The 24,472-nt window shown below is 56.6% G+C and carries 18 protein-coding genes and 1 pseudogene; 9 read left to right on the top strand and 10 right to left on the bottom strand.

Translation table 11 applies throughout. The features are described from left to right. Positions 1-62: 62 nt before the first annotated feature. The 9 genes and pseudogenes from MA04_RS04535 to MA04_RS04495 form a co-directional block, all read right to left on the bottom strand. A complete protein-coding gene (locus MA04_RS04535) occupies positions 63-3,191 on the bottom strand; it encodes an efflux RND transporter permease subunit (RefSeq protein ID WP_262459600.1) in 3,129 nt (1,042 codons plus the stop codon). After that, positions 3,188-4,930 (bottom strand): efflux RND transporter periplasmic adaptor subunit, encoded by a 1,743-nt coding sequence (locus tag MA04_RS04530; RefSeq protein ID WP_231866138.1) that lies wholly within the window; start codon positions 4,928-4,930, stop codon positions 3,188-3,190. The genes MA04_RS04535 and MA04_RS04530 overlap by 4 nt, the downstream gene beginning before the upstream one ends. Next, the gene (locus MA04_RS04525) at positions 4,917-6,212 is read right to left on the bottom strand and encodes a TolC family protein (RefSeq protein ID WP_262459599.1); all 1,296 of its coding nucleotides are present in this window, start codon (positions 6,210-6,212) and stop codon (positions 4,917-4,919) included. The genes MA04_RS04530 and MA04_RS04525 overlap by 14 nt, the downstream gene beginning before the upstream one ends. Positions 6,213-6,936: 724 nt before the next feature. Beyond that, positions 6,937-7,071, bottom strand: a pseudogene (locus MA04_RS04520) (Cd(II)/Pb(II)-responsive transcriptional regulator); the annotation flags it as partial. 390 nt (positions 7,072-7,461) lie between these two features. Further along, a complete protein-coding gene (locus MA04_RS04515) occupies positions 7,462-9,771 on the bottom strand; it encodes a heavy metal translocating P-type ATPase (protein ID WP_007151136.1) in 2,310 nt (769 codons plus the stop codon). Positions 9,772-9,801: 30 nt separating this feature from the next. Further along, positions 9,802-11,154: an APC family permease gene (locus MA04_RS04510; protein WP_081737601.1), complete on the bottom strand. Its 1,353-nt coding sequence runs from the start codon at positions 11,152-11,154 to the stop codon at positions 9,802-9,804. Positions 11,155-11,283: 129 nt separating this feature from the next. After that, on the bottom strand, positions 11,284-12,033 hold the full coding sequence (locus MA04_RS04505; protein WP_262459598.1) for a copper resistance protein B: 750 nt from the start codon (positions 12,031-12,033) through the stop codon (positions 11,284-11,286). Beyond that, the gene (locus MA04_RS04500; RefSeq protein WP_262459597.1) at positions 12,030-13,787 is read right to left on the bottom strand and encodes a copper resistance system multicopper oxidase; all 1,758 of its coding nucleotides are present in this window, start codon (positions 13,785-13,787) and stop codon (positions 12,030-12,032) included. Before MA04_RS04500 ends, MA04_RS04505 begins: the two co-directional genes overlap by 4 nt. Positions 13,788-13,875: 88 nt before the next feature. Then, positions 13,876-14,409: a cupredoxin domain-containing protein gene (locus MA04_RS04495; RefSeq protein ID WP_262459596.1), complete on the bottom strand. Its 534-nt coding sequence runs from the start codon at positions 14,407-14,409 to the stop codon at positions 13,876-13,878. Positions 14,410-14,612: 203 nt separating this feature from the next. On the opposite strand from MA04_RS04495, the gene MA04_RS04490 reads away from it, so the two are divergent. The 8 genes from MA04_RS04490 (at position 14,613) to MA04_RS04455 (ending at position 21,729) form a co-directional block, all read left to right on the top strand. Further along, positions 14,613-15,281: a response regulator transcription factor gene (locus MA04_RS04490; RefSeq protein ID WP_262459595.1), complete on the top strand. Its 669-nt coding sequence runs from the start codon at positions 14,613-14,615 to the stop codon at positions 15,279-15,281. Between the two features lie 19 nt (positions 15,282-15,300). Beyond that, on the top strand, positions 15,301-16,629 hold the full coding sequence (locus tag MA04_RS04485; protein WP_262459594.1) for an ATP-binding protein: 1,329 nt from the start codon (positions 15,301-15,303) through the stop codon (positions 16,627-16,629). Positions 16,630-17,277: 648 nt separating this feature from the next. Then, positions 17,278-17,472, top strand: coding sequence for a hypothetical protein (locus tag MA04_RS04480; protein WP_231504753.1), 195 nt, complete (start codon positions 17,278-17,280; stop codon positions 17,470-17,472). Positions 17,473-17,500: 28 nt separating this feature from the next. After that, positions 17,501-18,049, top strand: coding sequence for a RadC family protein (radC, locus tag MA04_RS04475; RefSeq protein ID WP_255346280.1), 549 nt, complete (start codon positions 17,501-17,503; stop codon positions 18,047-18,049). A gap of 108 nt (positions 18,050-18,157) precedes the next feature. After that, positions 18,158-19,129, top strand: coding sequence for a DUF932 domain-containing protein (locus MA04_RS04470; protein ID WP_262459593.1), 972 nt, complete (start codon positions 18,158-18,160; stop codon positions 19,127-19,129). A 78-nt stretch (positions 19,130-19,207) separates the two neighbouring features. Then, positions 19,208-19,639, top strand: a complete 432-nt coding sequence (locus MA04_RS04465; RefSeq protein WP_262459592.1) for a hypothetical protein — start codon at positions 19,208-19,210, stop codon at positions 19,637-19,639. Between the two features lie 97 nt (positions 19,640-19,736). Further along, positions 19,737-20,738 carry a YqaJ viral recombinase family nuclease gene (locus MA04_RS04460; RefSeq protein WP_262459591.1) on the top strand — a complete coding sequence of 334 codons (1,002 nt, stop codon included), beginning with the start codon at positions 19,737-19,739 and terminating at the stop codon, positions 20,736-20,738. Between the two features lie 46 nt (positions 20,739-20,784). After that, positions 20,785-21,729: a recombination directionality factor gene (locus MA04_RS04455; protein WP_262459590.1), complete on the top strand. Its 945-nt coding sequence runs from the start codon at positions 20,785-20,787 to the stop codon at positions 21,727-21,729. Here MA04_RS04455 and MA04_RS04450 read toward each other — a convergent pair. Then, positions 21,683-22,018 (bottom strand): helix-turn-helix domain-containing protein, encoded by a 336-nt coding sequence (locus MA04_RS04450; protein ID WP_022996103.1) that lies wholly within the window; start codon positions 22,016-22,018, stop codon positions 21,683-21,685. The two genes, MA04_RS04455 and MA04_RS04450, sit on opposite strands and share 47 nt — an antisense overlap. A 316-nt stretch (positions 22,019-22,334) precedes the next feature. Here MA04_RS04450 and MA04_RS04445 point away from each other — a divergent pair, with 316 nt between their 5' ends. Continuing rightward, positions 22,335-24,323, top strand: a complete 1,989-nt coding sequence (locus MA04_RS04445; RefSeq protein WP_262459589.1) for a PKD domain-containing protein — start codon at positions 22,335-22,337, stop codon at positions 24,321-24,323. Positions 24,324-24,472: the final 149 nt, after the last annotated feature.

Here is a 24,472-nt window from a genome sequence, read left to right as displayed (position 1 = left end):
TGCGATCCTTATGTGCTCTATTTACTTATTCACAATCGCAACCACCCAAGCTTTAAGCTTGGTTAACCCGGATTCCTGTTGCGTCGTTGCATCAGCAGATAGGCTGCGGGCAGCACGAAAAGTGATAACAAAGGTGCTGTTACCATCCCTCCTACCATGGGCGCAGCAATGCGGCTCATGATCTCGCTACCTGTGCCTCCCCCCCAGAAAATCGGAAGAAGACCGGCAATAATAACAGCTACAGTCATCGCCTTAGGTCGAACACGTAATACCGCGCCATCACGGATAGCACCCATCAAGGCAGCTTCATCCTTTTGGCCCTGCTCCTGCCTCTCCTGCCACGCCTGCTTTAGGTACAGCAACATGATCACGCCAAACTCGGCAGCGACACCCGCCAGGGCGATGAAGCCGACACCAGTAGCCACCGACAAGTTGTAGTCCAGCAGATACAAGAACCAGATACCGCCGGTCACCGCAAACGGTAACGTAGCCATAATCAGCAAGGCTTCACCGATACGGTGAAAGGTCAGGAATAACAGTACGAAAATAATCAGTAAGGTCGCCGGCACCACCACTTTCAGTCTCGCATTGGCCCGCTCCAGGAACTCAAACTGACCGGCAAAGGACAAGCTGACCCCCTCTGGCAGCCTGACTCCATCATTCACTGAGGCACGTAGATCATCCACTACCGAGGCTAGGTCACGCCCCCGAACATCGATATACACCCACCCAGACAGTCGGCCATTCTCACTTTTTAACATCGGTGGCCCATCGGTAATCTTGATATCCGCCACGGTTCCGAGGGTAATTTGTTTTCCTTCGGGAGTGACTATGGGCAAATCGCGTAAGCGATGCACCGTGTCGCGCCACTCGCGAGGATATCGAAGGCTGATCGGGTAACGCTCCAGCCCTTCCACTGTCTCACCGATGTTTTCACCACCAATCAAACCACTGACAACCGACTGAATATCCGCGATGTTGAGGCCATACTGAGCCGCAATGCCACGCCGAATATCGATATCCACATAACGACCACCAGTCAACCGTTCAGCCAATGCTGAGGAAACACCGGGTACTTGTTTGGCTACCTGTTCGATTTGACGACTCACCTGGTCAATGATCTCTAGGTCATTACCCGCTACTTTGATGCCAATTGGGCTCTTGATGCCAGTGGCAAGCATGTCGATACGATTGCGTATCGGAGGAATCCAGATATTTGCCAGTCCAGGCACGCGTACAATACGGTCCAGCTCCTCGACAAGCTTCTCCGTTGTCATGCCTTCACGCCATTGGTCCTTGGGTTTGAAACGGATGGTGGTTTCAAACATCGTCAATGGTGCAGGGTCAGTCGCTGTCCGCGCACGCCCCGCCTTGCCGAACACCTGCTCCACCTCAGGCACCGTTTTGATCAACCTATCGGTCTGCTGTAGAAGCTCGGTAGCTTTTTGTGCTGACAAGCCTGGTAAGGCACTTGGCATATACAGCAAATCGCCCTCATCCAGCGGTGGCAAAAATTCACCACCAAGCTGACTTAGCGGCCAAAAGGCGGTAACAAAAACTAAACCGGCAACCAGCAAGGTGGTTTTCGGCCACGCCAAGACTCGCTCTAGTACGGGTTGATAACAACTAATCAAAAAGCGACTGATTGGATTACTTTCCTCGGAAGGTATCTTTCCCCGAATCCAGTACCCCATTAACAGTGGAACCAATGTCACCGATAGGCCGGCTGCCGCCGCCATAGCCCAGGTTTTGGTAAATGCCAGTGGGCCAAATAGCCGCCCTTCCTGTGCTTCCAAGGTAAAGACAGGAATAAACGACAAGGTAATAATTAGCAACGAGAAGAACAGCGCTGGCCCCACTTCGACAGCTGCTTGCTCTATGACTCGCCAATGCGCATTACCAGTCAGAGATTGCCCTGGGTTATCCCGATGCCAAATCTCAATTTTCTTGTGAGCGTTCTCGATTAACACCACTGCTGCATCCACCATAGCGCCGATAGCGATAGCAATGCCGCCAAGCGACATGATATTGGCATTGATGCCCTGGTAACGCATCACAATAAAGGCAGCAAGGATTCCCAGCGGTAGGGAAATGATGGCCACCAGTGACGAACGCAAATGGCCAAGAAACAATACGCACACCAGTGCAACTACAATGAACTCTTCAATCAATTTGTAACTGAGGTTTGTTACCGCTCGATCAATCAGCTCACTTCGATCATAGGTGGTGACGATCTCAACCCCTTCCGGCAAGCTTTCCCGCAGTGTCTCAAGTCGCTCATGCACGGCAGATAGCACGGCGCGGGCGTTCTTGCCTGAACGCAGAATGACGACCCCGCCGACGACTTCCCCTTCACCGTCCAGCTCGGCAATACCACGCCGCATCTCCGGACCAAGGCGAATCTGCGCCACATCTCCAAGCTGTACTGGCACTCCATCAACCAGTTTTAGTGGGATTTTTCGGAAATCCTCGAGTGGCTGAAGGTAGCCACTGGAGCGCACCATGAACTCCGCTTCGCCCAGCGTCAGCACTGCTCCCCCGGTTTCCTGGTTAGCTTGTTCTATCGCCTTGCGTACTTGTTGATGACTGATCCCATGGCTGGCGAGTTTGACCGGGTCAGGGACTACCTGATACTCACGTACCATGCCGCCTATGGTTGCCACTTCTGCAACGTCAGGCAGAGTCTGCAGCTCGTATTTTAGAAACCAGTCCTGTATCGAGGTTAGCTGCGATAGATCATGCTGGCCGGTGCGATCGATCAATGCGTACTGATAAATCCAGCCGACACCGGTAGCGTCTGGCCCAAGTGATGGTCGTGCTGTACGCGGCAATTCAGACTGGACCTGACTAAGGTATTCCAACACCCGTGAGCGTGCCCAATACAAGTCGGTACCATCTTCAAACAACACGTAAACATAACTATCACCGAAGAACGAGTAACCACGTACTGTGCGCGCACCTGGCACGGCCAGCATGGTGGTGGCAAGTGGATAGGTAACCTGTTTTTCCACCAGCTGCGGTGCCTGACCTGGGTAACTGGTGCGGATAATCACCTGTACATCGGACAGATCCGGTAAAGCATCTACGGGGGTATTGTTGATAGACCAGATTCCCCACGCACTCATGAACAGCGTCGCCAGCAGCACCAAAAATCGGTTAGCCAACGACCAGCGAATCAGGGTAGCGATCATGGTGCAACCTCCTGTTTGTCGAGAGACACCACAGTCAAGCCATTATCGGTATCTTTGACGCCGACGCGCACACGATCGCCCACTGCTATATCGCTGGCCACCTGTTCGCTGGCAAGACGAAAGCGCATGGTCATGCCAGGCATACCGAGCGTCTTAAAAGGACCGTGTTTAAGCTTGACCTTGCCGTCGGATAGCCCCTCGATAACCCCCTCGGCGTAATGCAACGAATTCACTTGGGTGTCTTTTTGTTCCGCCACCTGCTTTTCTAGGCGCTCCACAATCAACCCTTTGTCTGTATCACGAATGCCAATGCGCACGCGATCACCTACCGATATCCCTTTGCCTACTTGTTCATTCGCCAGGTTAAAACGCATGGTCATGGCAGGCATGGACAAGCTCTTGAAAGGGCCATGGTCCAGCATTATTTTGCTGCCATTCAGTTGCTCGACAACACCTTCGGCATAGTGCAGTGCGTTCATCATTTCCGTCTCATCTGACATAGCCAGCTCCTGAACGGCAATGCCTTGCAGGCTGGCTTCGGAATCGAGCAGGAACTGACCACTGACAACCACCTTCTGGTCTTCCTTCAGCCCTGCCAGGATCAGCGTTTGGTCTCCCAGCTCGCCCCCCGGCAACACTGCCTGCGGACGATATCGACCCTCCCCCTCATCAAGCATCACCAGGCTGCGCTTTCCTGTATGCAATAAGGCTGCGGTTGGTACGGCCAATGCTTTCTGTGTGGCTTCGCCATGAATGCGTACCTGAGCGCTCATGCCCGGACGCAGATCACCCTCGTCATTGGACAAGGTCACTCGCACCGGCACAGTTCGGCTGGACTGATCCACCAGAGGCAGAATGTCGGCAACTTGCCCCTCACGCAGTGCTGGCTTCACTCCTTGAACGGTCACGTCAACAGCGTTACCACTACTGACTTGCCCCAATTGGCGTTCCGGGACTGCTATCTCCACCCACACGGGGTTGAGTGACTGAATCTCCGCCACGGGAGCACCGGCCGACAGCGTCATGCCAGCACGAGCATTGAGACTGCGTATCACGCCATCATGCGGAGCTGTCACCGTCCAGGTTTCCAGCGGTTTACGTTGGCGTTCAATACTCCGGATCAGGGATGCAGGCATGCCCAATGACAACAGGCGCTCCCGCCCGGCGACGATCAGTTCGTTGTTGCCGCTGCCGAGCACGGCCAGCCATTCATGCTGAGCTCCAGTCCAGGCCGGAACTCTCAATTGCATCAGCGGCTGACCACTGGAGATGGTGTCGCCCTCAGCCAGAGGCCAGACCTTGTCTACGAAGGAAGGCGCGGGGCTTTGCAGGCGTGTCAGGGCGCGGTCGTTGTAAGCAATCAACCCCGTGACATCAAGCTGAGATTGTGACTGAGCCACGACCACCGAGGCACTGCGAATTCCCAGATTTTGTACCATGGCTGCATCAATACGGACCGTTGGCTGATCGCCATCATCACCACCATTGGCATAACGGGGCACCAACTCCATATCCATGAAAGGTGAGGGCCCGGGCTCGTCAAAGTGCTGCTGGGGATACATAGGGTCATACCAGTACAGCACTTCCTTTTCATCCGCTTTGCTGTTGGTTTCACTGCTGTCCATCGCCATCGATATACTGCTCTGCGAAGGGGTGACGTAACGGCCCAAATATATTCCGGCTAGCAACAACAGCGAGGCAGCCAAACCGATCAAGGCATTGCGTTTAATGTTCATCATCTTGCTCCTCGCCCACCATGCCGTGGTGGTCGTAGGTAAAATGGAGGGCGGCTGCCTGCTGGTCATACTGCCCGCTGAGATCAATTTCTTTCAGTTTGGCGTCCAGCCATTCGCTACGTGCCCGTACAAGATCGGCCAAACTGCCATCACCGCCGCGCCAAGCTGCCCTAGCCAATCCCACTTTCTCTTTTGCGAGAGGCACCAGTTGCTCCCGTTGCCGGGCCAGCGTGCGTTCCTGGCGTTCATATTCGGCCAGATCGCTCTGCAGCATCGCTTCATGTTCACGACGTACCGCCTCTGCACGAGATACCAGTGCTTGCCACTCAGCTTCCGCCGAGGCAATGCGAGGCCCTTGGCGCGACCGGCTGAACAATGGCAGGTCCACATTGACCTGTAGCATCGCCATGTCACTGAATTCTTCACGATTCATATAAGCCAGAGTTAAAGCCCAGTCCGGCTTCTTGGCGGCACGAGCCTCGTCCGCGTTAGCCTGGGCGACAGAAGCCTGACGCGACGCTATCTCAAGTTCAGGGTGCTTATGCAGGCTATTCAGTAACTGTTCAGCATTGATGGCGAAATCAGGTGCTTGGCCAGCCGGTGATTGCCGGCCGGCTTCCCCCAGCCAGCGTATTAAACGAGCCTTAGCCTGGCGTTGCCTGGCCAGAAGAGCATCTCGCCGATCCAGTAATGTCACGGCTTCCTGCCTGGGTGCCACGCTATCAATAGCCTTTCCTTGACCCGATGAAAGTCGGGCACGCACTGCCTTGTCGAACAAACGATTTTCAGCAATGAGTTCTTCCAGCAGGACTAGTTGACGATCCAGAGTGTGGAGCTCGATCCAGGCTTGAGCGGTCTGACGCAGCACGGCCAGACGAGTCGCCTCTTTCGTGGCCTCCGCTAAGCCGATTTGCTGTCTGGCACCTTCTGCCCTTGCTGTGCGTTTGCTGCGATTGGGGAAACGCTGGGTTACACCAATACGCTGCATGGTCATGAAATCACTCGACAGGCTGTAACGATCGGCACCATCCACAGGTACATTGTCGAGGCCAAGAATCAGGGTGGGATCAGGCAAAGCATCGGCAGGCCCTTCTGCCTGCTGAGCGGCCTCGACGCGGGCCGATTCCGCCCGCAGTTCCGGTGATTGACGTAAGGCGAGCTGTAGCGCCTGATTAAAAGTCAGGCCTTCTGCCCCAAACGCCTGGACACTAGCTAGCAGCAGGGAGGGCGCTAGCCAGCCGAGTGCGCGCCGATACCGGCCGGCGCTCAGAAATATCCAATACATGTGTCACTCCAACACGGATCATGGCGCGCAACGCGCCCTCAGTGGGCCCAGACCAGGCCGGACCCCGAAAAGATCAGTGAGAAAGTGCTAGTGGCGGTCGCCAGATGGTAGATAAGGCAAGGGGGAGATAGAGAGGGTCAGAAAAATGAGGGGCAGCCGGATTTGCTGCCTGAAAAGAATTCGCCGGTGGCGTATTCATGATCGAGAGCTGCCCAGCATGGCACTCCTGACCAGGCTTGCAAACCGGGCCACTGTGCGTGCTGGATTGACCATCCAGACAACAATCGTTTTGTGGCATGGCGGACATCATGCTGCAACGGTCATCCATGTCTGCCTGCATCATGGTCTGTTCCATGGGGCAAGGCTGCACCAATTGCACCGCTGCCATCCCGTACAAGGAGATGCTAAGCAGAAATAGGCAGCTAATGAATAACCGGGCAATAAACATATGGTGTCAGCATAGTCCGAAGTGATGTGCTGTAGGCAACATAAACCTTGGGGTAACCCCCATGTCAACGTTTAATATCGAGCTATATAACTATTGATCACCAGCTCTGCTCCCTCTGGCATGCTCTTCTCTACGCCACAGCCTTCAATAGCATTACTTGATGAAGCGTGAAAGTGTCTCTCGATGCCATTCCAGGCGCCTGTTGGCATGCTGGGTACCGAGGCTTATGTCGACAGGTGGCGGCGTGGTTAAGAACTATAAAATCGACACTTTGATCTATTGCGGTTGTAAGATGCCCTCGCTGATGCCAGCAAGAACCCCGCAAGCATCAACTTCACGGCCATCGTTGCACCTCGCTCTCAGGGAAACGAGTTGCTTCTCAAGCGATTGCAAAGCCGTTATCTGCGACCGCGCATCAGCAGACTTCCTGTTATAAGCAACCTGTTGGCTTTACACACCTAGAGAGTTAATCACAATGAGTTGGATTAAAGTTGAACGGGCTGAGCAAACCCCGTGGAACTTGATCACGGTCAACAGATCACGGATGAAGTCGCTTAAGGCGCCAGCTATGGCAAAATAGCCCCTACTCGAGGCTCCACGCCGATGGCCTAGGATTGCATGCCCAAAGATCCGGTAGGCAGGTATTTCCGTGCCCAGCTTCTCCTTCATCGTGGTTTTGACGTCGATTTCGATCAGCACCCCGAAGCAGTTATCCGTGAGAGACTGACGCGCTCGTTTGTCAACCGCCTCAAAATCAGCATCTTCTATGGTTCGATCAATAGTGTACGGCACCAGCGATTATTACTTAGGGCCAAGCTTGATAACTCGCAGGCGCAATGCATTCACAATCACGCTGAAAGACGACAGCGACATTGCAGCAGCCGCGAAGATCGGTGAAAGCAGTATCCCGAAGAACGGGTACAAAACCCCCGCCGCAATCGGAACGCCCGCGGAGTTGTACACAAAAGCAAAGAACAGGTTCTGTCGGATATTGCGCATGGTCGCCAGCGACAGACGACGCGCTTCTACAATACCCATCAAGTCGCCGCGCAGCAGCGTAATGCCCGCGCTTTCGATGGCCACATCTGTGCCGGTGCCCATGGCCACCCCCACGTCCGCCGTTGCCAATGCAGGCGCGTCGTTAACGCCATCACCCGCCATCACGACAACACCCCCTTCATCTTTCAGACGCTGGACGATCTTGCCCTTATCTTCCGGCAGTACCTCCGCTTCCACTTCATCGATATGCAATTTGCGAGCAACCGCCTCGGCCGAGGTGTAGTTATCGCCAGTCAGCATGACCACTCGAATGCCGTCTTTTTGCAGCGCGACAATAGCAGCGTGGGTCGTTCTCTTGATGGGATCGGAGATGGCCAACAGCCCAGCGATTTTTCCATCGACGGCGGCAAAAATCACGGTAGCACCATCTTTGCGATGCTCGTCGGCATCGCTGTCAAATCTAGTGGTGTCGACATTCTCCGACTCCATGAGAAGACGATTACCAAGCAGCACCCGCTTGCCGTCGATTTTTCCTGTTACCCCTTTACCGTTGGGAGAATCGAAGTCTTCCGCATCCGGCAGCTTCAGCTCCATGCCCTTGGCTTTGTCCAGAATGGCGTGGGCCAGTGGATGCTCACTGCCTTTCTCGAGTCCGCCCGCAAAACGCATCAAAGCATCGTCATCGTACCCATTCGCTGTAACAATTCGGGTGATTTGTGGCTGCCCCTCTGTCAACGTGCCGGTCTTATCCACTACCACCGTATCTACCTTTTCCATGCGTTCAAGGGCTTCCGCATCGCGGATCAGCACACCACTTTGGGCGCCGCGGCCAACACCTACCATGATCGACATCGGCGTTGCCAGACCCAGTGCGCAAGGGCAGGCAATGATCAGAACACTGACCGCCGCAATCAGCCCGAACGCCATGGGCGGTGTCGGCCCAAGGAATGACCAGGCTATAAAGGCAACAATGGCAATTAGGATCACGGTGGGCACAAACCAGCTCGCCACCTTATCGGCAAGCCCCTGGATCGGTGCGCGGCTGCGTTGGGCGCTGGCCACCATCTGCACGATTTGGGAAAGCATGGTGTCCCGGCCAACCTTGTCGGCCCGCATGATAAAGCTGCCCTGTTGGTTAATACTGCCGCCAATCACTTGGTCGCCAGACTTTTTGCTGACTGCAAGAGGCTCACCGGTCACCATGGACTCATCCACGTTGGAGCTGCCTTCAAGTAACTCACCGTCCAGCGGCACCTTGTCCCCCGGGCGCACTCGCAGGCGATCACCCACCTTGACCTGATCCAGCGACACATCGGACTCGTCGCCCTGGTCATCCAGCTTTCGGGCCGTCGCCGGTGCCAGATCCAGCAGCGCCTTGATCGCGCCCGAGGTTTTCTCCCGGGCCCGCAGTTCAAGCACCTGGCCTAACAGAACCAGCACCACGATGACCGCAGCCGCCTCGAAGTAGACGGCGACAGAACCGTCTTCCTGCCGAAAGGCGTCGGGGAAAATCTGGGGCGCCAGTGTCGCCACCAGGCTGTAGATCAGCGCCACGCCAGTACCAATGGCAATGAGCGTGAACATGTTCAGATTGCGGCTGACGACGGACTTCCAGCCTCTGACAAAGAAAGGCCAGCCACACCAGGCCACTACTGGCGTCGCCAACACCAGTTGAATCCAGTTGGACATTTGTGGGGCAACGATCTGGTCAAGGCCGGTGAGATGTCCGCCCATTTCCAGCACCAATACCGGCAGGGCCAGCACCAGGCCAATCCAAAATCGACGGGTCATGTCTTTGAGCTCTGCCGAGGGCCCGTCATCCAGACTTACCTGCTCGGGCTCCAGGGCCATACCACAGATAGGGCAATCTCCGGGGCCCTGCTGGCGAATTTCCGGATGCATCGGGCAGGTGTACATGGTGCCCGGAGCCACGGGTTCGTCCTGTTTCTGTTCTCCACTGAGGTAGTGTCCCGGGTCGCCGTCAAACTTCGATTTGCACCCCGAAGAACAGAAATACCAGGTTTTCCCGCCATGCTCGCTGCGATGTTCCGCCGAGTGTGGATTCACCGACATGCCGCAAACAGGATCTTTGACCGTGTGCTCAGCCGTCATGGCCGATCCCTCCCTATCGAGTTCTGGTGATTAGTGATGATGAGCATGAGATTCTTTGTGTCCCGCTTCTTCGGCTTCTGTGGCCTTTTTCAGGAACAGTTGCTCGGCCACTGCGATAACAATCATGGTGACAACCGCCACGCCAATAACAAACAGGTCAGTATTCAGTTTGACCCAAACGAAGCCACCAAGAGCGAGCAAATCCAGAACAATTGCCACCGTGGGCACCCACACATTGGCCTTCACATCCTCCCGTAAATAGCGCAGAACGCCCCAATGGATAGCAATGTCCATGATCAGGTAAAAAATGATGCCCAGCGCTGCAATTCGGGACAGGTCGAAGAAGGCCGTGAGGATAAGCCCAAGCACCACGGTATAAACCAGCGTGTGCTTCTGGATGCTACCGGGCATGCCGAAATGACTGTGGGGGACCAGCTTCATTTCAGTCAGCATGGCCAACATGCGTGAGACGGCGAAAATACTGGCCAGAATGCCACCGGCGGTGGCCATCATCGCAATGGCGACGGTAAACCAGACGCCGTAGTCGCCCAATGCGGGACGCGCAGCGGCCGCCAGAGAGTAGTCCTGCGTTTTGATGATTTCCGCCAGGGACAGGTTACTGGCAACGGCGAAACCGACCAGGGTGTAGATCACCACGCAGGCTGCGATGGAAATAATAATCGCTCGCCCCACGTTTCTCTTGGGGTCTATGACTTCCGAGCCGCTGTTGGTGATGGTGGTAAAACCTTTGAAGGCCAGAATGCCAAGGGCCGTTGCCCCCAGGAAATTGCCAAAGGTTCCAGCCTCACCGGGGCTAGAGAAATCAACAGAAACACTGTCGGCAATCCAGATACCCACCAGCCCGAAAACCAGAATGCCTCCGATCTTCAGGATACCTATAAAGGAAGCCACGCCCTGAATCATTCGGTTGCCCAACAGATTGATCAGAAACGCGGCCAGAATTAGTGAGACGCCAAGAATGGGCACCATGCGGCCACTTTCATCGCCATCGAACAGTTGCATGGTGTAAGAACCGAAGGTTCGCGCAAGAAAGCTCTGGGCAATCACCATCGAGAAATACATCAGCAAAGCATTGAAAGCCGTCGGTAACCGATTGCCATAGGCTTTGTGCAGGTACATGCCTATGCCCCCGGCTGACGGGTAGGCATTGGAAATTTTGATGTAGGAATAGGCACTGAAGCTTACGATTACCGCCGCGGCCAGAAACGCCAACGGGAAAAGAACGCCAGTCATCTGCGCCATCTGCCCGGTAAGGGCGAAGATACCGGCGCCAATCATGACACCGGTGCCCAGCATAACAGTTCCCGGAAGTGTAAGACTGCCTTTCTGATAGCGCGTGGTTCTGTCGTGCGTGCTGCTCATACAACCTCCTGTTGTTTTGAACGGCGTTTGATACTCAATAAATAGCCAATGCTGGCTTGGGTAGATCTCACTTGCATCAATGTCGAGAAAAACGGGCCAAAGAAATATCTTTAGCCCCTAAGTACCTGATCAGAGTGCGATGCGCGCTCCAATCACAGCAAACCAATCTGCTGTACTGCCGCCGTCCGCTTCGGCAAAGTCGGCACTATCGCCGTATTTGCGCTCATGCACCACGCCCACATAAGGCGAGAACGCACGGTCGATCAGATCATAGCTCAACCTGAGTCCGGTTTCGGTAGAAACCAGTCCTTTACCAACGCCAATTTCCCGGTCCTCGCTAAACGCAACCGTGGCATCCAGCGTTGCCGCCAGAATCCAGTAGTTGGTGAGAAGCAGCTCGTACTCTGCATCCAGTTCGGCTGACGTATCGCCATCCTTACTGACATACAGGTTTGCATCGATCTCAAACCATTGGGGAGCCAGCCCGGCTACACCGAGAACGGCATATGTACGGTCCGGCCCCTCGGGCGTATCGAAACGTACGCCCGCTTTGGCGTCGAAGAACTTGGAGATGGGGATCTGGCCGACCAGCTGGTTTTCCAGTGTTTCGTAGGCCTGCTCCTCTATCTCGTACTCCCCGGTTGTGAGCAACCGGACTTTGAACTCGTCGGTGCCATAGAAAGCATCCGCATTCCAGACGCCCAGTTCCTCGTCATCGTCGCTGTAGCGGTATTCAAACTCCTCGAGTTGAACACCCCAGGTTGTGAGCGGCTGTTTACGAGCGGTGGTGTCGGAGATCATTTCCTGAGCTGTCACCGCCGTTGAGACACCAATAGAGGCAAGGAAGCTGACTGCGACAATTGATCGAATACAGCTCATACCTCACCTCCATCTTTGGCAATCACGTCTGTTTTGGCCTGCGTCGACTCTGGCCCACCTTCAACAATGACCTTGCGGAACATACCAGCGGCCGCGTGATAGGACAGGTGACAGTGGAACGCCCACTGACCGGGCGCGTCGACCTCGGTTTCCATGTAAACCGTGGTGCCTGGCTGCACACTGACCGTGTGTTTGATCGGATTCCACTGGTCTGCGCCAACATCTAGAATGGACCACATACCGTGCAAGTGCATGGGGTGAGTCATCATGGTTTCGTTGACAAACTTGAAGCGGACCCGCTCACCATATTTCAGGCGGATCGGATCGGCATCTTCGTACTTAACGCCATTGATACTCCAGGTGTACCGCTCCATATTGCCGGTCAAACGAAGCTCTATTTCTCGAGTCGGTTCGCGGTCTTCATACAGTGGATCTTGGGCCTTGAGGTCAGCGTAGGACAGGAACTTGCCGCCATTGGCTGCCGTGGGGACGAGGCCACTTCCCTTCGCATAGAAGGGGTCGCTTGGACCTTCTTTTCCCATCGCCATGGAACCATGGTCCATGCCGGACGTGCCCGAATGATCCATTCCTTTCATATTTGAGTGGTCCATGTTGCTCATGTTTGCGTGATCCATTCCCTCCATCGAAGAATGATCCATTCCGGACATCCCTTCTGAGCTATTCATATCCATGTCGCCATGGTCCATACCGGACATACCGCCCATATCAGCCATAGTCAGGCGGGCCGGTTCACGCAGTTGCGGCACTAACGCTTCCATACCCTCTTCTGGGGCCAGTGTCGCTCTGGCATAGCCCGAACGCCCCATGGATTCGGCGAAGATGGTGTAGGCCTGCTCACCTTTCGGGCGGACGATCACATCGTAGGTTTCCGCCACACCGATCCGGAACTCGTCCACACTAACCGGCTGAACGTTGTTGCCATCAGCCTGCACAACGGTCATGTCCAGACCGGGGATCCGGATATCAAAGTAAGTCATCGCCGAGGAGTTGATGAAACGCAGCCGAATGCGTTCGCCCGGTTCAAAAAGCCCAGTCCAGTTCTGGTCCGGCCCCTTACCGTTGATCAGGCCCGTAAAGCCTTGCAGGTCCTCAACGTCAGCTTTCATCATGCGCATGTCGCCCCAGGCCATCCGGTCTCGGACCGTATTCATCAGCCCATTCTTTGACACATCCGAGAAAAACTCACCCACAGTTTGCTGCTCGCGGTTGTAGTAGTCCGGCATCATTTTCAGGTTGCGCATGATGCGGTCACCGGAATGGGGGTGCTTATCAGTCAGCTGTACCACGTATTCACGATCGTAGCGGAACGGTTCACGTCCCTCAGGTTCGATAACGATGGAACCGTAGGCGCCATCCGGCTCCTGAAAACCGGAGTGGCTGTGAAACCAATAAGTACCAGCCTGCTGGATGGGAAATTCGTAGGTGAAGGTTTCACCCGGCTTGATGCCTGGAAAGCTGATACCAGGCACACCGTCCTGATCAAAAGGAAGGATCAGGCCGTGCCAGTGAATGGAAGTCATCTCATCCAGGTTGTTGGTCACGTTGATCTTGACGTTTTCGCCTTCCTTGAAGCGCATCACCGGCCCGGGAGATGCACCGTTATAACCGATGCCGTCTTTCACGAAATCGCCGGTGTCAATTTCGACCCGATCAACCGTGAGATTATATTCGCCAGCCATGACCGATGCAGACATCAGCAGGCTTAACAACACTGAACCTAAACGGCTGTTCATACTTTTTGCTCCAAATCGCTCTTCACTAAGAACCCTCAAAATAAATACCTACAAGCCCACTGGATCAACGCCCCATTAGTGAACTCAGTTACTGGACCTTGACGTCACCGTACATCCCTGCCTGGTAATGACCCGGCACATTGCAGGCGAACTCGATATTGCTGTTATCGGAAAACTTCCAGATGACTTCCTGGCTCTGGCCCGGTTCCAGCAGGACGCTGTTGGGGTCGTCGTGTTTCATGGACTGGCCGTTCCCCATGTCCATTTCCATCATGTCGTGGTTGAGTTTTCCGCCCTGGATGACGCCATGCTCGACCATCATCATCATTTCCTCCTGATGGCCCTCGTGCATCTCTGGGGTGCCGATGTTGAATTCGTGAACGAGGTTCCCTTTGTTCTCCACCATGAACCGCACCGTTTCCCCGGGGCTTACGGTGATTGATTCCGGTTCATAGTAGTTGTCGTACATTTCGACTGTTATGGTTCGGCTGACCTCTGAGGCTTTACCAGGTTCACCAATCGCAGCGCCGTGACCGTGGCCTCCGCCATGGGTTCCAGCGGCAAAGGCGGTCGCCGACAATGAGATTGTTGCGGCAGCAACAAGGAATTTTGATACGATCATATAACTTCTCCCTTGAACGGATCTGGCCCAGAAGGCCGGTTTGTCTTACTCAAAACTTGAGCAATATCCAGAAACGGTTGCTACCATCGCTCAGCAACCTGAATCCATGCTGAAAATCGGAATTATTTTTCGTTCAGGCAGAATTCAGCTTGGGCAGCAACACTGACGGGCTTTGATACTCAAATTGGGAAGGCAGATCAGGAATGCGATTACTTCTGGTGGAAGATGATCCCCTGCTGGCGAACGGGCTAAGCGTCCAGCTGGAAAAGGCCGGTTTCAGCGTGGATACCGCCCGTACAGCACGGGACGCCCGGCAACTCGGGCAGCAGGAAAGCTACCGGGCCGGCATCCTTGACCTGGGCCTGCCCGACGGCAACGGTCTGGACGTACTGAGGCAGTGGCGGACGCACAAGGTCAGCTTCCCGGTGCTGATCCTGACCGCCAGAGGAGACTGGCAGGACAAGGTGAATGGACTGAAGGCCGGCGCCGATGATTACCTCGCGAAGCCTTTCCAGACCGAAGAACTGATTGCCCGGCTTCACGCCATCGTCCGGCGAAGCGAAGGCCGAGTTATGGATACCCTGACAGCCGGCCGATTCGAGCTGGACGAAAATCGCCAGACGTTAAGAGCCGGTGACCAGACCGAACATAGCCTGACCGGTACGGAGTTCCGCTTGCTCCGCTGTCTGATGAGTCGACCCGGGCAGGTTTTCTCGAAAGAACAGCTTCTGGACCAGCTATACAGCCTCAACGACACACCCAGCGAGAACGTGATCGAAGCCTATGTGCGGCGGCTCAGGAAGCTGGTGGGTCCGGACACCATAAAGACCCGACGTGGTCAGGGGTACCTGTTCGATGCCGATAGCCACTAGACCTCGCTCGGTCAGGGGGATGCTCCTGATTCTGCTGCTTCCGGTCGGTATTGGTCTGATGGCACTGGCCTGGTTCATTCATGGGGCCTTGCTGGAGAGGATGTCCACGGACTTCGTGGAAAGCCGCCTGAAAGATGAGGTGGCTTTTCTGGAACACCAGATCCGCCAGTCCGGTGGCCGGATTGATACACTCCAGACCGGCGATTACTTCCAGGAAGTGTTCCACCACGCCTTCGCCATTGCCTCTCCGTCCGGGCAGTCCATTTCACCGGAAACCTGGACACCGCTGCTGAGGCCGTTGCTCTCGTCCGAGCAGGAAGGAGCCGTGAGAGTCCGAGGTGCTGGGGTATCCGCTGCGCCTTCAGAGTTGCTTGGGTATCGCCGTGCTTTCACAATCGGCGGCAACCCCTTTGTGGTCATTGTTGCCGAGGATATGGAGGCACTTCAGCAAAGTCAGGCCGAACTCCACACCTGGACTGCCATCGTCTCGGTTTTACTGGTCATTCTGATGGTCGGAAGCATATGGGTGGGCATCACTCTGGCCCTGCGGCCAGTAGTGGGCCTTCGGGCGAGCCTGAAAAAGCTTCAGTCAGGCGATATCTCCCGTATTAACGCAGACGGCCCGGAGGAGTTCCGGCCCCTCGTTCAGCAACTCAATCAGCTGCTGGATTCACTGGATGACCGGTTGGAACGCTCCCGTGACGCCCTTGCCAACCTTTCCCACAGTGTGAAAACGCCCATAGCGGCTGTCAGACAGATCCTGGAAGACACCAGCCGACCGCTCGATGAGAAGCTGAGATGGGAAATGGCGGCGCGCCTCGACGACATAGATGCTCAGCTGGAGTCAGAAATGCGGCGAAGCCGGTTTGCGGGTCCACAGGTCGGTCAAAGTGCCTGCCCGGTCAAACAGGCCCGGGACCTGCTGTGGATGCTCGGCCGCCTCTACCCCGATAAATCTTTTGAACTGTCAACGGATCTGCCTGAACACCATCGCTGGCCTGTTGAGGAGCATGATCTGAACGAAATCCTTGGCAACTTGCTGGATAACGCAGGCAAATGGTCGTCCCGCTGGGTGGAACTCACGCTGGGTGAAGATCAAGGTCAGTTAAAAATCATCATCAGCGACGACGGAGCGGGCGTATCAGAAACAGCCCACTCACAATTGGGCAAGCGAGGATTGAGGCTGGACGAGCAAACACCCGGTCATGGATTGGGGCTGGCTATTGTCCACGCAATAGTTGAGCGTTATCAGGGACAGGTTCATTACACGTCCAGTAAGGTAGGAGGCCTTACTGCAGTTGTTGTAATCCCTGGTTCTGATCGATTCGGCGACCGGTCAGACAACTGACACCTTCACCCTCCATTCTCTATGCTTCAAGTCAAATTCATCAATAGTTGGGATGATGATTTGGAGTCTCGTCCAGCCTGTTCAATCTCGACCGCTCTATAATGAGCTTTCCCTGAAGGATACTGAATCTACACCCACTAACACTACTTGCTCTACTTGCAACCCAAAACAGCAAACCGATGCTTTTGATCATGAATTTTATACCCCCCCCTTTCACTGCATGCCAGAGCCCGCCTTGTGCGGGCTTTTTCATGCCGTTTTGGAGTTTCTATGGATATTCGAGCGAGCTGGGCCTGTACCACGTACAGGGCTACGTTAATCCTGAGGAGATTATCAGTACGGCGGCCACCATTTTGTATGGCTGAAAGGTGTCTAGCAAACCGGTGGCGATTCATAGTAATTTCATTTCTGTTACCTAGTCTACGTCTCGATTCCAGATTTTTTCACCTACATATCACCCCCATGAAGCCAGGAAGGAATGACCTTCCTGACCCATCGCATGGAGGTTTCATGATCATTCAATGTCCCAGCTGCCAATCTATCCGGATAGCGGCACTCCACAACGGACGCAGAGTGTGCGGCTCTGTCGGCACAGCTGCAGGTGCCGCTAGTGGCGTAGCTGCAGCCACCAGTGGCGCCCGTGTTGGCATGACACTGGGCTATGTCGCAGGCCCGGGAGGATCACTACTAGGCGGCATCGCCGGTGCCGTGATTGGTGGTCTGATCGGAGGTGTTGCCGGCGGAGAGGCCGGTGCCGCTCTCGGTGACAAGCTCGACCAGACCTTCCTCGACAACCTGCAATGCCTGGATTGCGGCCACGCCTTTCGACTCGACACCGATTAACCCGTATTTCGCACCTCCCCCCCTTTCACTGCATACCAGAGCCCGCCTTGCGCGGGCTTTTTTATGCCGTTTTGGAGTTTCTATGGATATTCCCACTTTCGTAAAGAACGAGCAGGGCCTGTACCACGTGCAGGGCTGTGTTAAACCCGAGAAGATTGTCAGTACGGCGGCCACCATCCTGCTGGATGAGCTGACCGGTCGGGAGGCACTCACGGCTCCCACCGATGTCGCCCAGTTCCTGCAGCTGGCCCTCGCCCAGGAAAAGAACGAGGTCTTCGCGGCCATCTTTCTCAACAACAAGCACAAGGTCCTCAGTTTCGAGCCCTTGTTCAACGGCACCATTGATGGCGCGGCGGTATATCCCCGTGTGGTTGTGCAGCAGGCCTTGGCCTGTAATGCCGCTGCCGTGATCTTCGCCCACAACCATCCCTCCGGGTGCTGTGAGCCCTCCCAGGCTGATCGCACCATCACCACCCGGCTCAAGGACGCTCTGGCCCTGATCGATGTGCGGGTCTTGGATCACTTCGTCGTGTCCCGCTCCGAGTGGGTCAGCCTGGCCCAGCGTGGCTGGCTCTGAGCCTTTCCCATTCTGCTTTAGCTATACCCCTGAATCAGCATGTCTCCCCCTCTTCTTATTCGTTAATCCGCCCGTTCTGGGCTCATCGCTATTTCTTGGAGATTTACCATGACACATCTTGTCGAAAGCATGGCCTATGCAGGCCGAACCCCCTGGTACGGACTCGGCAACCAGCTCGCTGCCCAACAACCCCTCAATGTCTGGATGCAGGAAGCCGGCATGGACTGGGAGATCCGCGAGACTCCCGTCCGTTTCATTAGCAGTGAGGCTGGCTCCCTGGGGCAGATCTCATCCTTCCCGGATCAGAAGGTTCTGTTCCGCTCAGACAATCAGGCGCCTCTGTCCGTAGTGAGTAACCGCTTCAAGGTGGTTCAGCCCCGGCAGATCCTGGAGTTCTACCGGGATCTCACCGAGCAGTCTGGATTTGAACTGGAAACCGCTGGCGTCCTTAAAGGAGGCCGCAAGATCTGGGCGCTGGCCCGCACCGGCCAAACCGGCGTGCTCAAGGGCAACGACCGCACCGACGCTTACGTCCTGCTGGCCACCGCCTGTGACGGCACCATGGCCACCACGGCGCAGTTCACCAGCGTTCGGGTGGTCTGCAACAACACGCTTGCGGTGGCGCTGAACGGCCAGAGCCAGGCGGTAAAGGTCTCCCACCGATCAGTGTTCGATCCGGACGCAGTCAAACGCCAGTTGGGGATTTCCGTGTCCGCCTGGGACGAGTTCATGTACCGCCTCAAGCGGCTGAGCGAGCGCCAGGTCAAGGACACCGAGGTACGGACCTTCCTCCGAGGCGTCTTTCAGGACGAAACCGCCCAACGGACCAAGGCGACGATCACGCCCGTCAACGAACGCGCCATGGAAACGGTCAGGGCCCTGTACGACGGCCGGGGCCGGGGCGCTCATTTGCCCTCCTCACACCGCACCGCTTATGGCCTGTTGAACGCGGTCACCGAGTTCGTCGATCACGAACGGCGCAGCCGCACCGCCGATCATCGCCTGGACTCCGCCTGGTTCGGCCAGGGCGCCACCCTCAAACGCAAGGCGCTGGACCAGGCACTGCGGCTGACGGCATGACGCCCTTTGCCCACGACATGCCATACCCCCACCAGAGCGGTAGGCTCTGGTGGGCGTTGTTATGGAGGATAATCAATAATGAAAACGACCCCACTGTATTTCCGCCCTTGTGGACAGGCGGCGGACCGGGTCAGCGAGACCTTACCCACGGGGGTAGCGGCCGTTTGGGGAGCCGCCCTGTTCGACGGCTTGATGGGCTCACCGGAAGCCCCCGAGCGCGGCCCGCGTCTTCGGCCGTGCGGGCACGGCGAGTGGATCGATCTGATCTGCGCCAGCACCCGCTATCTGGCGCCGCTCTGGACCTGTTGCCGGCGCTTCTGGCCACCGGGTGCCCCAGCAGACGGGGCCTTTGAAGCGAACGTGGTGCGCCCCTTCGGCGAGCTGCTCGGTTACCACCTGGTTCTGCACCAGGGTCAGTGGCCCTCGGACACCGAAGCGGAGGCGGTCATCCACGATCTCGTCACCGCGTTTTTTAATCGGTATCCGTCGGGACCTTCCGCGCCCGCGTAGCCCACTCTTCCCCGATCTCGTCTTCTCTTTCCCTTCTCGATCCAAGCCCTGCGACAGCCGAGCGGCTGTCGCAGGGCCCGGTTATGGAGTATGCCCCATGAACCCTCACCCTCATCGCCCGCAACGGCGTCGCCCGGCTCTGCGCCTGGTCTCCACCAAACGTCTCAGCCGGGCGGACTGGCTCGAAGTCCGTAAACAGGGCCTGGGCGGCAGCGACGCCGCCAGCGCCATCGGCCTCAATCCCCATCAGTCTCCCCTGGAGCTGTGGATGATCAAAACCGGGAGAGAGGACGCGTTGCCCACCGCGCCTCAGGATGACCTCGCCTCCCCCCTGTATTGGGGCACCGTGCTGGAACCCATCGTGGCCGACGCCTACTCCCGTCACACCGGCCGCAAGGTGCGCCGCGTCCACGCGGTCCTGCAACATCCGGATCCGGACAAGGCCTGGATGCTCGCCAATCTGGACTACACCGTGGTCGGGCACCCCGACGTCCAGATCCTGGAGTGCAAGACCGCCGGAGAGTACGGCGCCCGCCTCTGGCGGGACGGGGTACCGGACTACGTCCAATGCCAGGTCCAACATCAGTTGGCCGTCACCGGCAAACAGGCGGCCGATGTCTGCGTACTGCTCTGCGGCCATGAGATGAAGATCTTCCGCATTCCACGCGACGACGCCGTGATCGAGCGATTGATCGAACGGGAGCGGGCGTTCTGGCGCCACGTCGAGAACGACACGCCGCCCCCCGTGGACGGCAGCGCCTCCTCGGACCGGGCCCTGCGGGCGCTCTACCCCCACGACGACGGGGTGGTGCTGGATTTCACCGACGACGCTGGACTGTGCGGGGATTTCGACGAGCTGCTGGATCTGCGCGAACGCCTGACCCGGCTACAGGCGCGGGAATCCCGGCTCAAGCAACGCCTCCAACAGGCCATGGGCCACGCATCCCGCGCCCTTTTTGGTAACGGCGAGGTGTCCTGGAAACGCAGCGCCGACAGTACCGTGCTGGACAATGAACGACTGCTCCAGGTCCATCCCGGATTGCTCAAGCGCTATGGGAAAGTCAAACCGGGTACACGCCGTTTTTTAGTACGCACCTGACACCTCACCACCGCTATCACCACTGCCTCATCTACGGGAGTTCACCATGCTCAAACAGCTTGCCATCACGCCGCCCGTGATCGGCCGGATCAGCATCGGTCGCATCGTCGAGAAAGACGGGAAACGCCGACCGGAAAAAGACGATCAATTCACGCTCACCACCCAGATCCAGACCCGCCAGGGCTGGGTCACCCACCCCCTGGACGGGCAGCTGCGTCAGGACGCGCCCAGTGGCAAGCTACGGAGCCTACCCGTGCGGCTGTTGTTCAACGATCCGGATCTCAACCTGAGAGCCGATTACACCCGCTTCGATCGCAACACGGGACGCCCTCTGTGTGTGGGGGATGGGGAAACCTGCCGGCGGCGGACCGAGGACGGCGTTCAGTCCTTACCCTGTCCCGGGCCGGAGGCGTGCCCGCTGGCCGGCGAGGGCGCTTGCAAACCCTACTCCCGGTTGAGCGTCCGGATTGGCGATGACGATGATGTCGGTGTGTTTCTGTTCCGAACCACCAGCTACAACAGCATCCGTACCCTCACCGCCCGGCTGCACTATTACCACGCCCTGTCCGGCGGGCACCTCGCCACCCTGCCGCTGTGCCTGAAACTGCGCGGCAAGAGCACCCGGCAAAGTCACGGCACCGTGATCTACTACGTGGATTTGACCCTGCGTGAAGAGCAGCCTCTCGACGTGGCCCTGGTCGAGGCTCGCGATCTGGCGGAGACCCTGGCGGCTCGCGGGTTCGATCAGGCCGCCCTGGATGCCGCCGCCAGAGCGGGGCTGGCCAACGGAGCCTTTGAATACAGTGAGGATGAAGGGCTGGAGGTAGTGGAAGAGTTCCCGCCGAACGCCCCCGGCTCCGAACCGCACAGGGACGGTCCCAAGTCAGACGAGACCCCGCCCTCGGGGCTGCGCCAGAAGCTGGGACTGGCTCATCCCTCCGACGCTAATCCAGCGTCTCCATCAAGGCCAGGAGGGCCTGGCGTCGCTTGACCGGCATGCGGCGGAAGGAGCGCAGCAGTACCTCCTCGGCCTCGTTACGTACGGTCAGGGGGCTGGGCTTCTCCAGCATATCGTCATCCCCTTCACCGCAGATCAATTCGTCCAAGGAGACACCAAGCACCGTACTCAGCTTGTGAAGCAACCGAAAACCCGGCTTCTCCCGGTCGTTTTCCCAAGCGGATATCGAGGCCTTACCCACATTCAGCTCAGCGGCCAACTGTTCTTGGGTTAAGCCCAGGTGTTTCCGGGCGGATTTCAGACGGGTGTGGAAGCCTGACATGAGGGGACTCGGTATCAATGACCCCTCTGACGTTATGGAATCTCCATACTTTTGTCGTATGGCATAAATAGACTGCAAAAGTATATTTATACCATACTTAATTAGTACGGAATCCGTGAACCAGCCCTCACTTTCCGAACTTGAAATAACTCAAAACACCGCTCTGGCGTCACCGCCGGGTTGACCGCGTTTGGGGAAAAGCGGCGAAGCACAGAAAGCGGTGATACGGCGCGGAAGAGCACACAGAGGACCTCCCCCTGCACCCGGTTCGGGTCCCTTTTGCCGATTGGCAGCTTCAATACCTAAAGGAGTCATCATGATCAAACGATGGACCGGCTTCAGTCTTATCCTGGCCTGCTTGATTCTCACCGCCTGTGGTGGCAGCGGTGGCGGCAGCCACCCTGGTAATAACGGCGGCACCCCACCAACCCATCCCGACGACGGCGGAGACGACAACGGTACGCCGCCCGGCACCATTAACGTGTATCCCCACGCGGATGCTGGGCGCGACCAAAACGTCAAGGTGGGGGATACCGTTACCCTCGATGGCTCCGCCAGTTTTGACGAGGATAATGATCCCCTGACCTATCGCTGGAGGTTCGTCTTCGTACCGGATCACGGCACAAGCGCGGAGCTGAGCGATAAGAGTGCCGTCAAACCGAGCTTCGTTGCGGACATGGAAGGCACGTACGAGGTCGAACTGATCGTCAACGACGGCGAGGCCGATAGCAAAGCGGATACCGTCACCATCACCGTGGCCTCTGCCAATAGCGCACCCACGGCGCACGCTGGTGACGACCAATCCGTGAAGACCGGACAACGGGTCGAGGTAGACGGCCGTGACAGCCAAGACACCGACGGCGATCTTCTGACTTACCAGTGGTCGTTTGTATCCGTGCCGGACGGCAGTGCGGCGGTACTGGAAGACGCGAATTCCGTCGTGGCCGCATTCACTCCGGACGTGGACGGCGAATACCGTTTGTCACTGGTGGTGAACGACGGCGTGGTGGACAGCGATCCCGATGAAGTTGTAGTTACTGCCAGTACGCCCAACAGCAAACCCGTCGCTAACCCAGGCGGTAATCAGACCGTTAATGTCGGCGACACCGTTACTCTGGATGGCAGCAGCAGTCACGACGCCGACAACGATCAGATCACCTATCAGTGGCACTTCGTGACCCGGCCTGCGGGAAGCAATGCAGAGCTCTCTGGCGACACCACGGTATCCCCGAGCTTCACGGCAGATGTCGAAGGGGACTACGTGGTGGGTCTGGTTGTCAATGACGGCCAAGAAGACAGCGATCCTGTTAACGTCACGATCACCGCACAAGAAGTAGACCTGCCTCCGGTGGCGGTGATCAATGTCAGCACTATGTCAACGACAGTGGGCGGAATCATTAACCTTGACGCCCATGACAGCTACGATCCTGAAGGTCGCATTCTTCACGGATCCTGGACGCTGATCTCAAGGCCAGAAGGCTCCAATGCGGAGATTGATACCAAAATTAACACTTGGAGGGAAATTAGTATCCGGACCGACGTTGCTGGTTCGTACACTATTGAACTCATCGTCACCGAAGGAGGACAAGAAAGCGAACCGGCGCGCGTCGTTATCACGGCAACCGAGCTGAACCGTAAACCTACCGCAGACGCAGGCGAGGATCAGACCGTCAATATCGGCGATCTCGTGACGTTAGACGGCTCTAACAGCATCGACCCCAACGACGATGTCATCAGCTACAGCTGGTCGTTCCGTTCAACGCCGACGGGCAGCGACCTTACTGAACTGACTGACCCCACCAGTGTCGCGCCTTCTTTCACCCCTGACATCGCAGGAGACTACATCGTCCAACTGGTTGTTAACGACGGCGAGTACGACAGTGATCCGGTTACGGTGAAAATCACGGCAATCGAAAATGGGCTTCGTCTGGAATCCTATTCTTTCGGTAGTTGGAATGAATCAAGCTTGCCCTACGTCTCTAACAGCGTGTTGAACAAAACAGAAACGTGCGTGGGTTCCTGCCCGAACGCTGTCACGCTCGAAGAGTACCGGATTACCGCTATCGGCGGAGACTTCACCATCGATAACGTAGAAGCGATTGTTGTAACGCCCGGCTACGACCACCTCAACCCGCTGATCGATGGGCTCTATACGGGCCAAACGATCACCAAAGGCAGTACGGTCAGCTTCGACTTGAACGTAGGCCGTATCAACGTCAATCAAGTCAAAGTGCGGTTCTCATTCGATGTCGTGGAGACAGGGAAACGGTTTGAATCCAACATCACTCTGACTCTCAGGATCTGAACTCAGCAACTAGAACGCCCGGGGGAATTTCTCCCGGGCTCTTTCCGCCTGCCAGCTATTCCGCAACAAGTAAAGTGCGAAGGCAATCGGCCAATTTGCTTGTGCTAGATCTCGGGGACGAACCCCCAATAAACGTACGAATAGTCCTA

Source organism: Alloalcanivorax balearicus MACL04, from assembly GCF_025532145.1.
In the GTDB taxonomy this organism is placed as follows: Bacteria; Pseudomonadota; Gammaproteobacteria; order Pseudomonadales; family Alcanivoracaceae; genus Alloalcanivorax; species Alloalcanivorax balearicus.
The sequence above is the reverse complement of the archived record's forward strand: the minus strand, read 5'-3'. Positions and strand labels throughout refer to the sequence as shown.

Excerpts from the sequence above, each read along its gene's own strand:
- MA04_RS04535 (WP_262459600.1), bottom strand. The coding sequence starts at position 3,191 with ATGATCGCTACCCTGATTCGCTGGTCGTTGGCTAACCGATTTTTGGTG.
- MA04_RS04530 (WP_231866138.1), bottom strand. The coding sequence starts at position 4,930 with ATGATGAACATTAAACGCAATGCCTTGATCGGTTTGGCTGCCTCGCTG.
- MA04_RS04525 (WP_262459599.1), bottom strand. The coding sequence starts at position 6,212 with ATGTATTGGATATTTCTGAGCGCCGGCCGGTATCGGCGCGCACTCGGC.
- MA04_RS04515 (WP_007151136.1), bottom strand. The coding sequence starts at position 9,771 with ATGACGGCTGAGCACACGGTCAAAGATCCTGTTTGCGGCATGTCGGTG.
- MA04_RS04510 (WP_081737601.1), bottom strand. The coding sequence starts at position 11,154 with ATGAGCAGCACGCACGACAGAACCACGCGCTATCAGAAAGGCAGTCTT.
- MA04_RS04505 (WP_262459598.1), bottom strand. The coding sequence starts at position 12,033 with ATGAGCTGTATTCGATCAATTGTCGCAGTCAGCTTCCTTGCCTCTATT.
- MA04_RS04500 (WP_262459597.1), bottom strand. The coding sequence starts at position 13,787 with ATGAACAGCCGTTTAGGTTCAGTGTTGTTAAGCCTGCTGATGTCTGCA.
- MA04_RS04495 (WP_262459596.1), bottom strand. The coding sequence starts at position 14,409 with ATGATCGTATCAAAATTCCTTGTTGCTGCCGCAACAATCTCATTGTCG.
- MA04_RS04490 (WP_262459595.1), top strand. The coding sequence starts at position 14,613 with ATGCGATTACTTCTGGTGGAAGATGATCCCCTGCTGGCGAACGGGCTA.
- MA04_RS04485 (WP_262459594.1), top strand. The coding sequence starts at position 15,301 with ATGCTCCTGATTCTGCTGCTTCCGGTCGGTATTGGTCTGATGGCACTG.
- MA04_RS04480 (WP_231504753.1), top strand. The coding sequence starts at position 17,278 with ATGACACTGGGCTATGTCGCAGGCCCGGGAGGATCACTACTAGGCGGC.
- MA04_RS04470 (WP_262459593.1), top strand. The coding sequence starts at position 18,158 with ATGACACATCTTGTCGAAAGCATGGCCTATGCAGGCCGAACCCCCTGG.
- MA04_RS04465 (WP_262459592.1), top strand. The coding sequence starts at position 19,208 with ATGAAAACGACCCCACTGTATTTCCGCCCTTGTGGACAGGCGGCGGAC.
- MA04_RS04460 (WP_262459591.1), top strand. The coding sequence starts at position 19,737 with ATGAACCCTCACCCTCATCGCCCGCAACGGCGTCGCCCGGCTCTGCGC.
- MA04_RS04455 (WP_262459590.1), top strand. The coding sequence starts at position 20,785 with ATGCTCAAACAGCTTGCCATCACGCCGCCCGTGATCGGCCGGATCAGC.
- MA04_RS04450 (WP_022996103.1), bottom strand. The coding sequence starts at position 22,018 with ATGTCAGGCTTCCACACCCGTCTGAAATCCGCCCGGAAACACCTGGGC.
- MA04_RS04445 (WP_262459589.1), top strand. The coding sequence starts at position 22,335 with ATGATCAAACGATGGACCGGCTTCAGTCTTATCCTGGCCTGCTTGATT.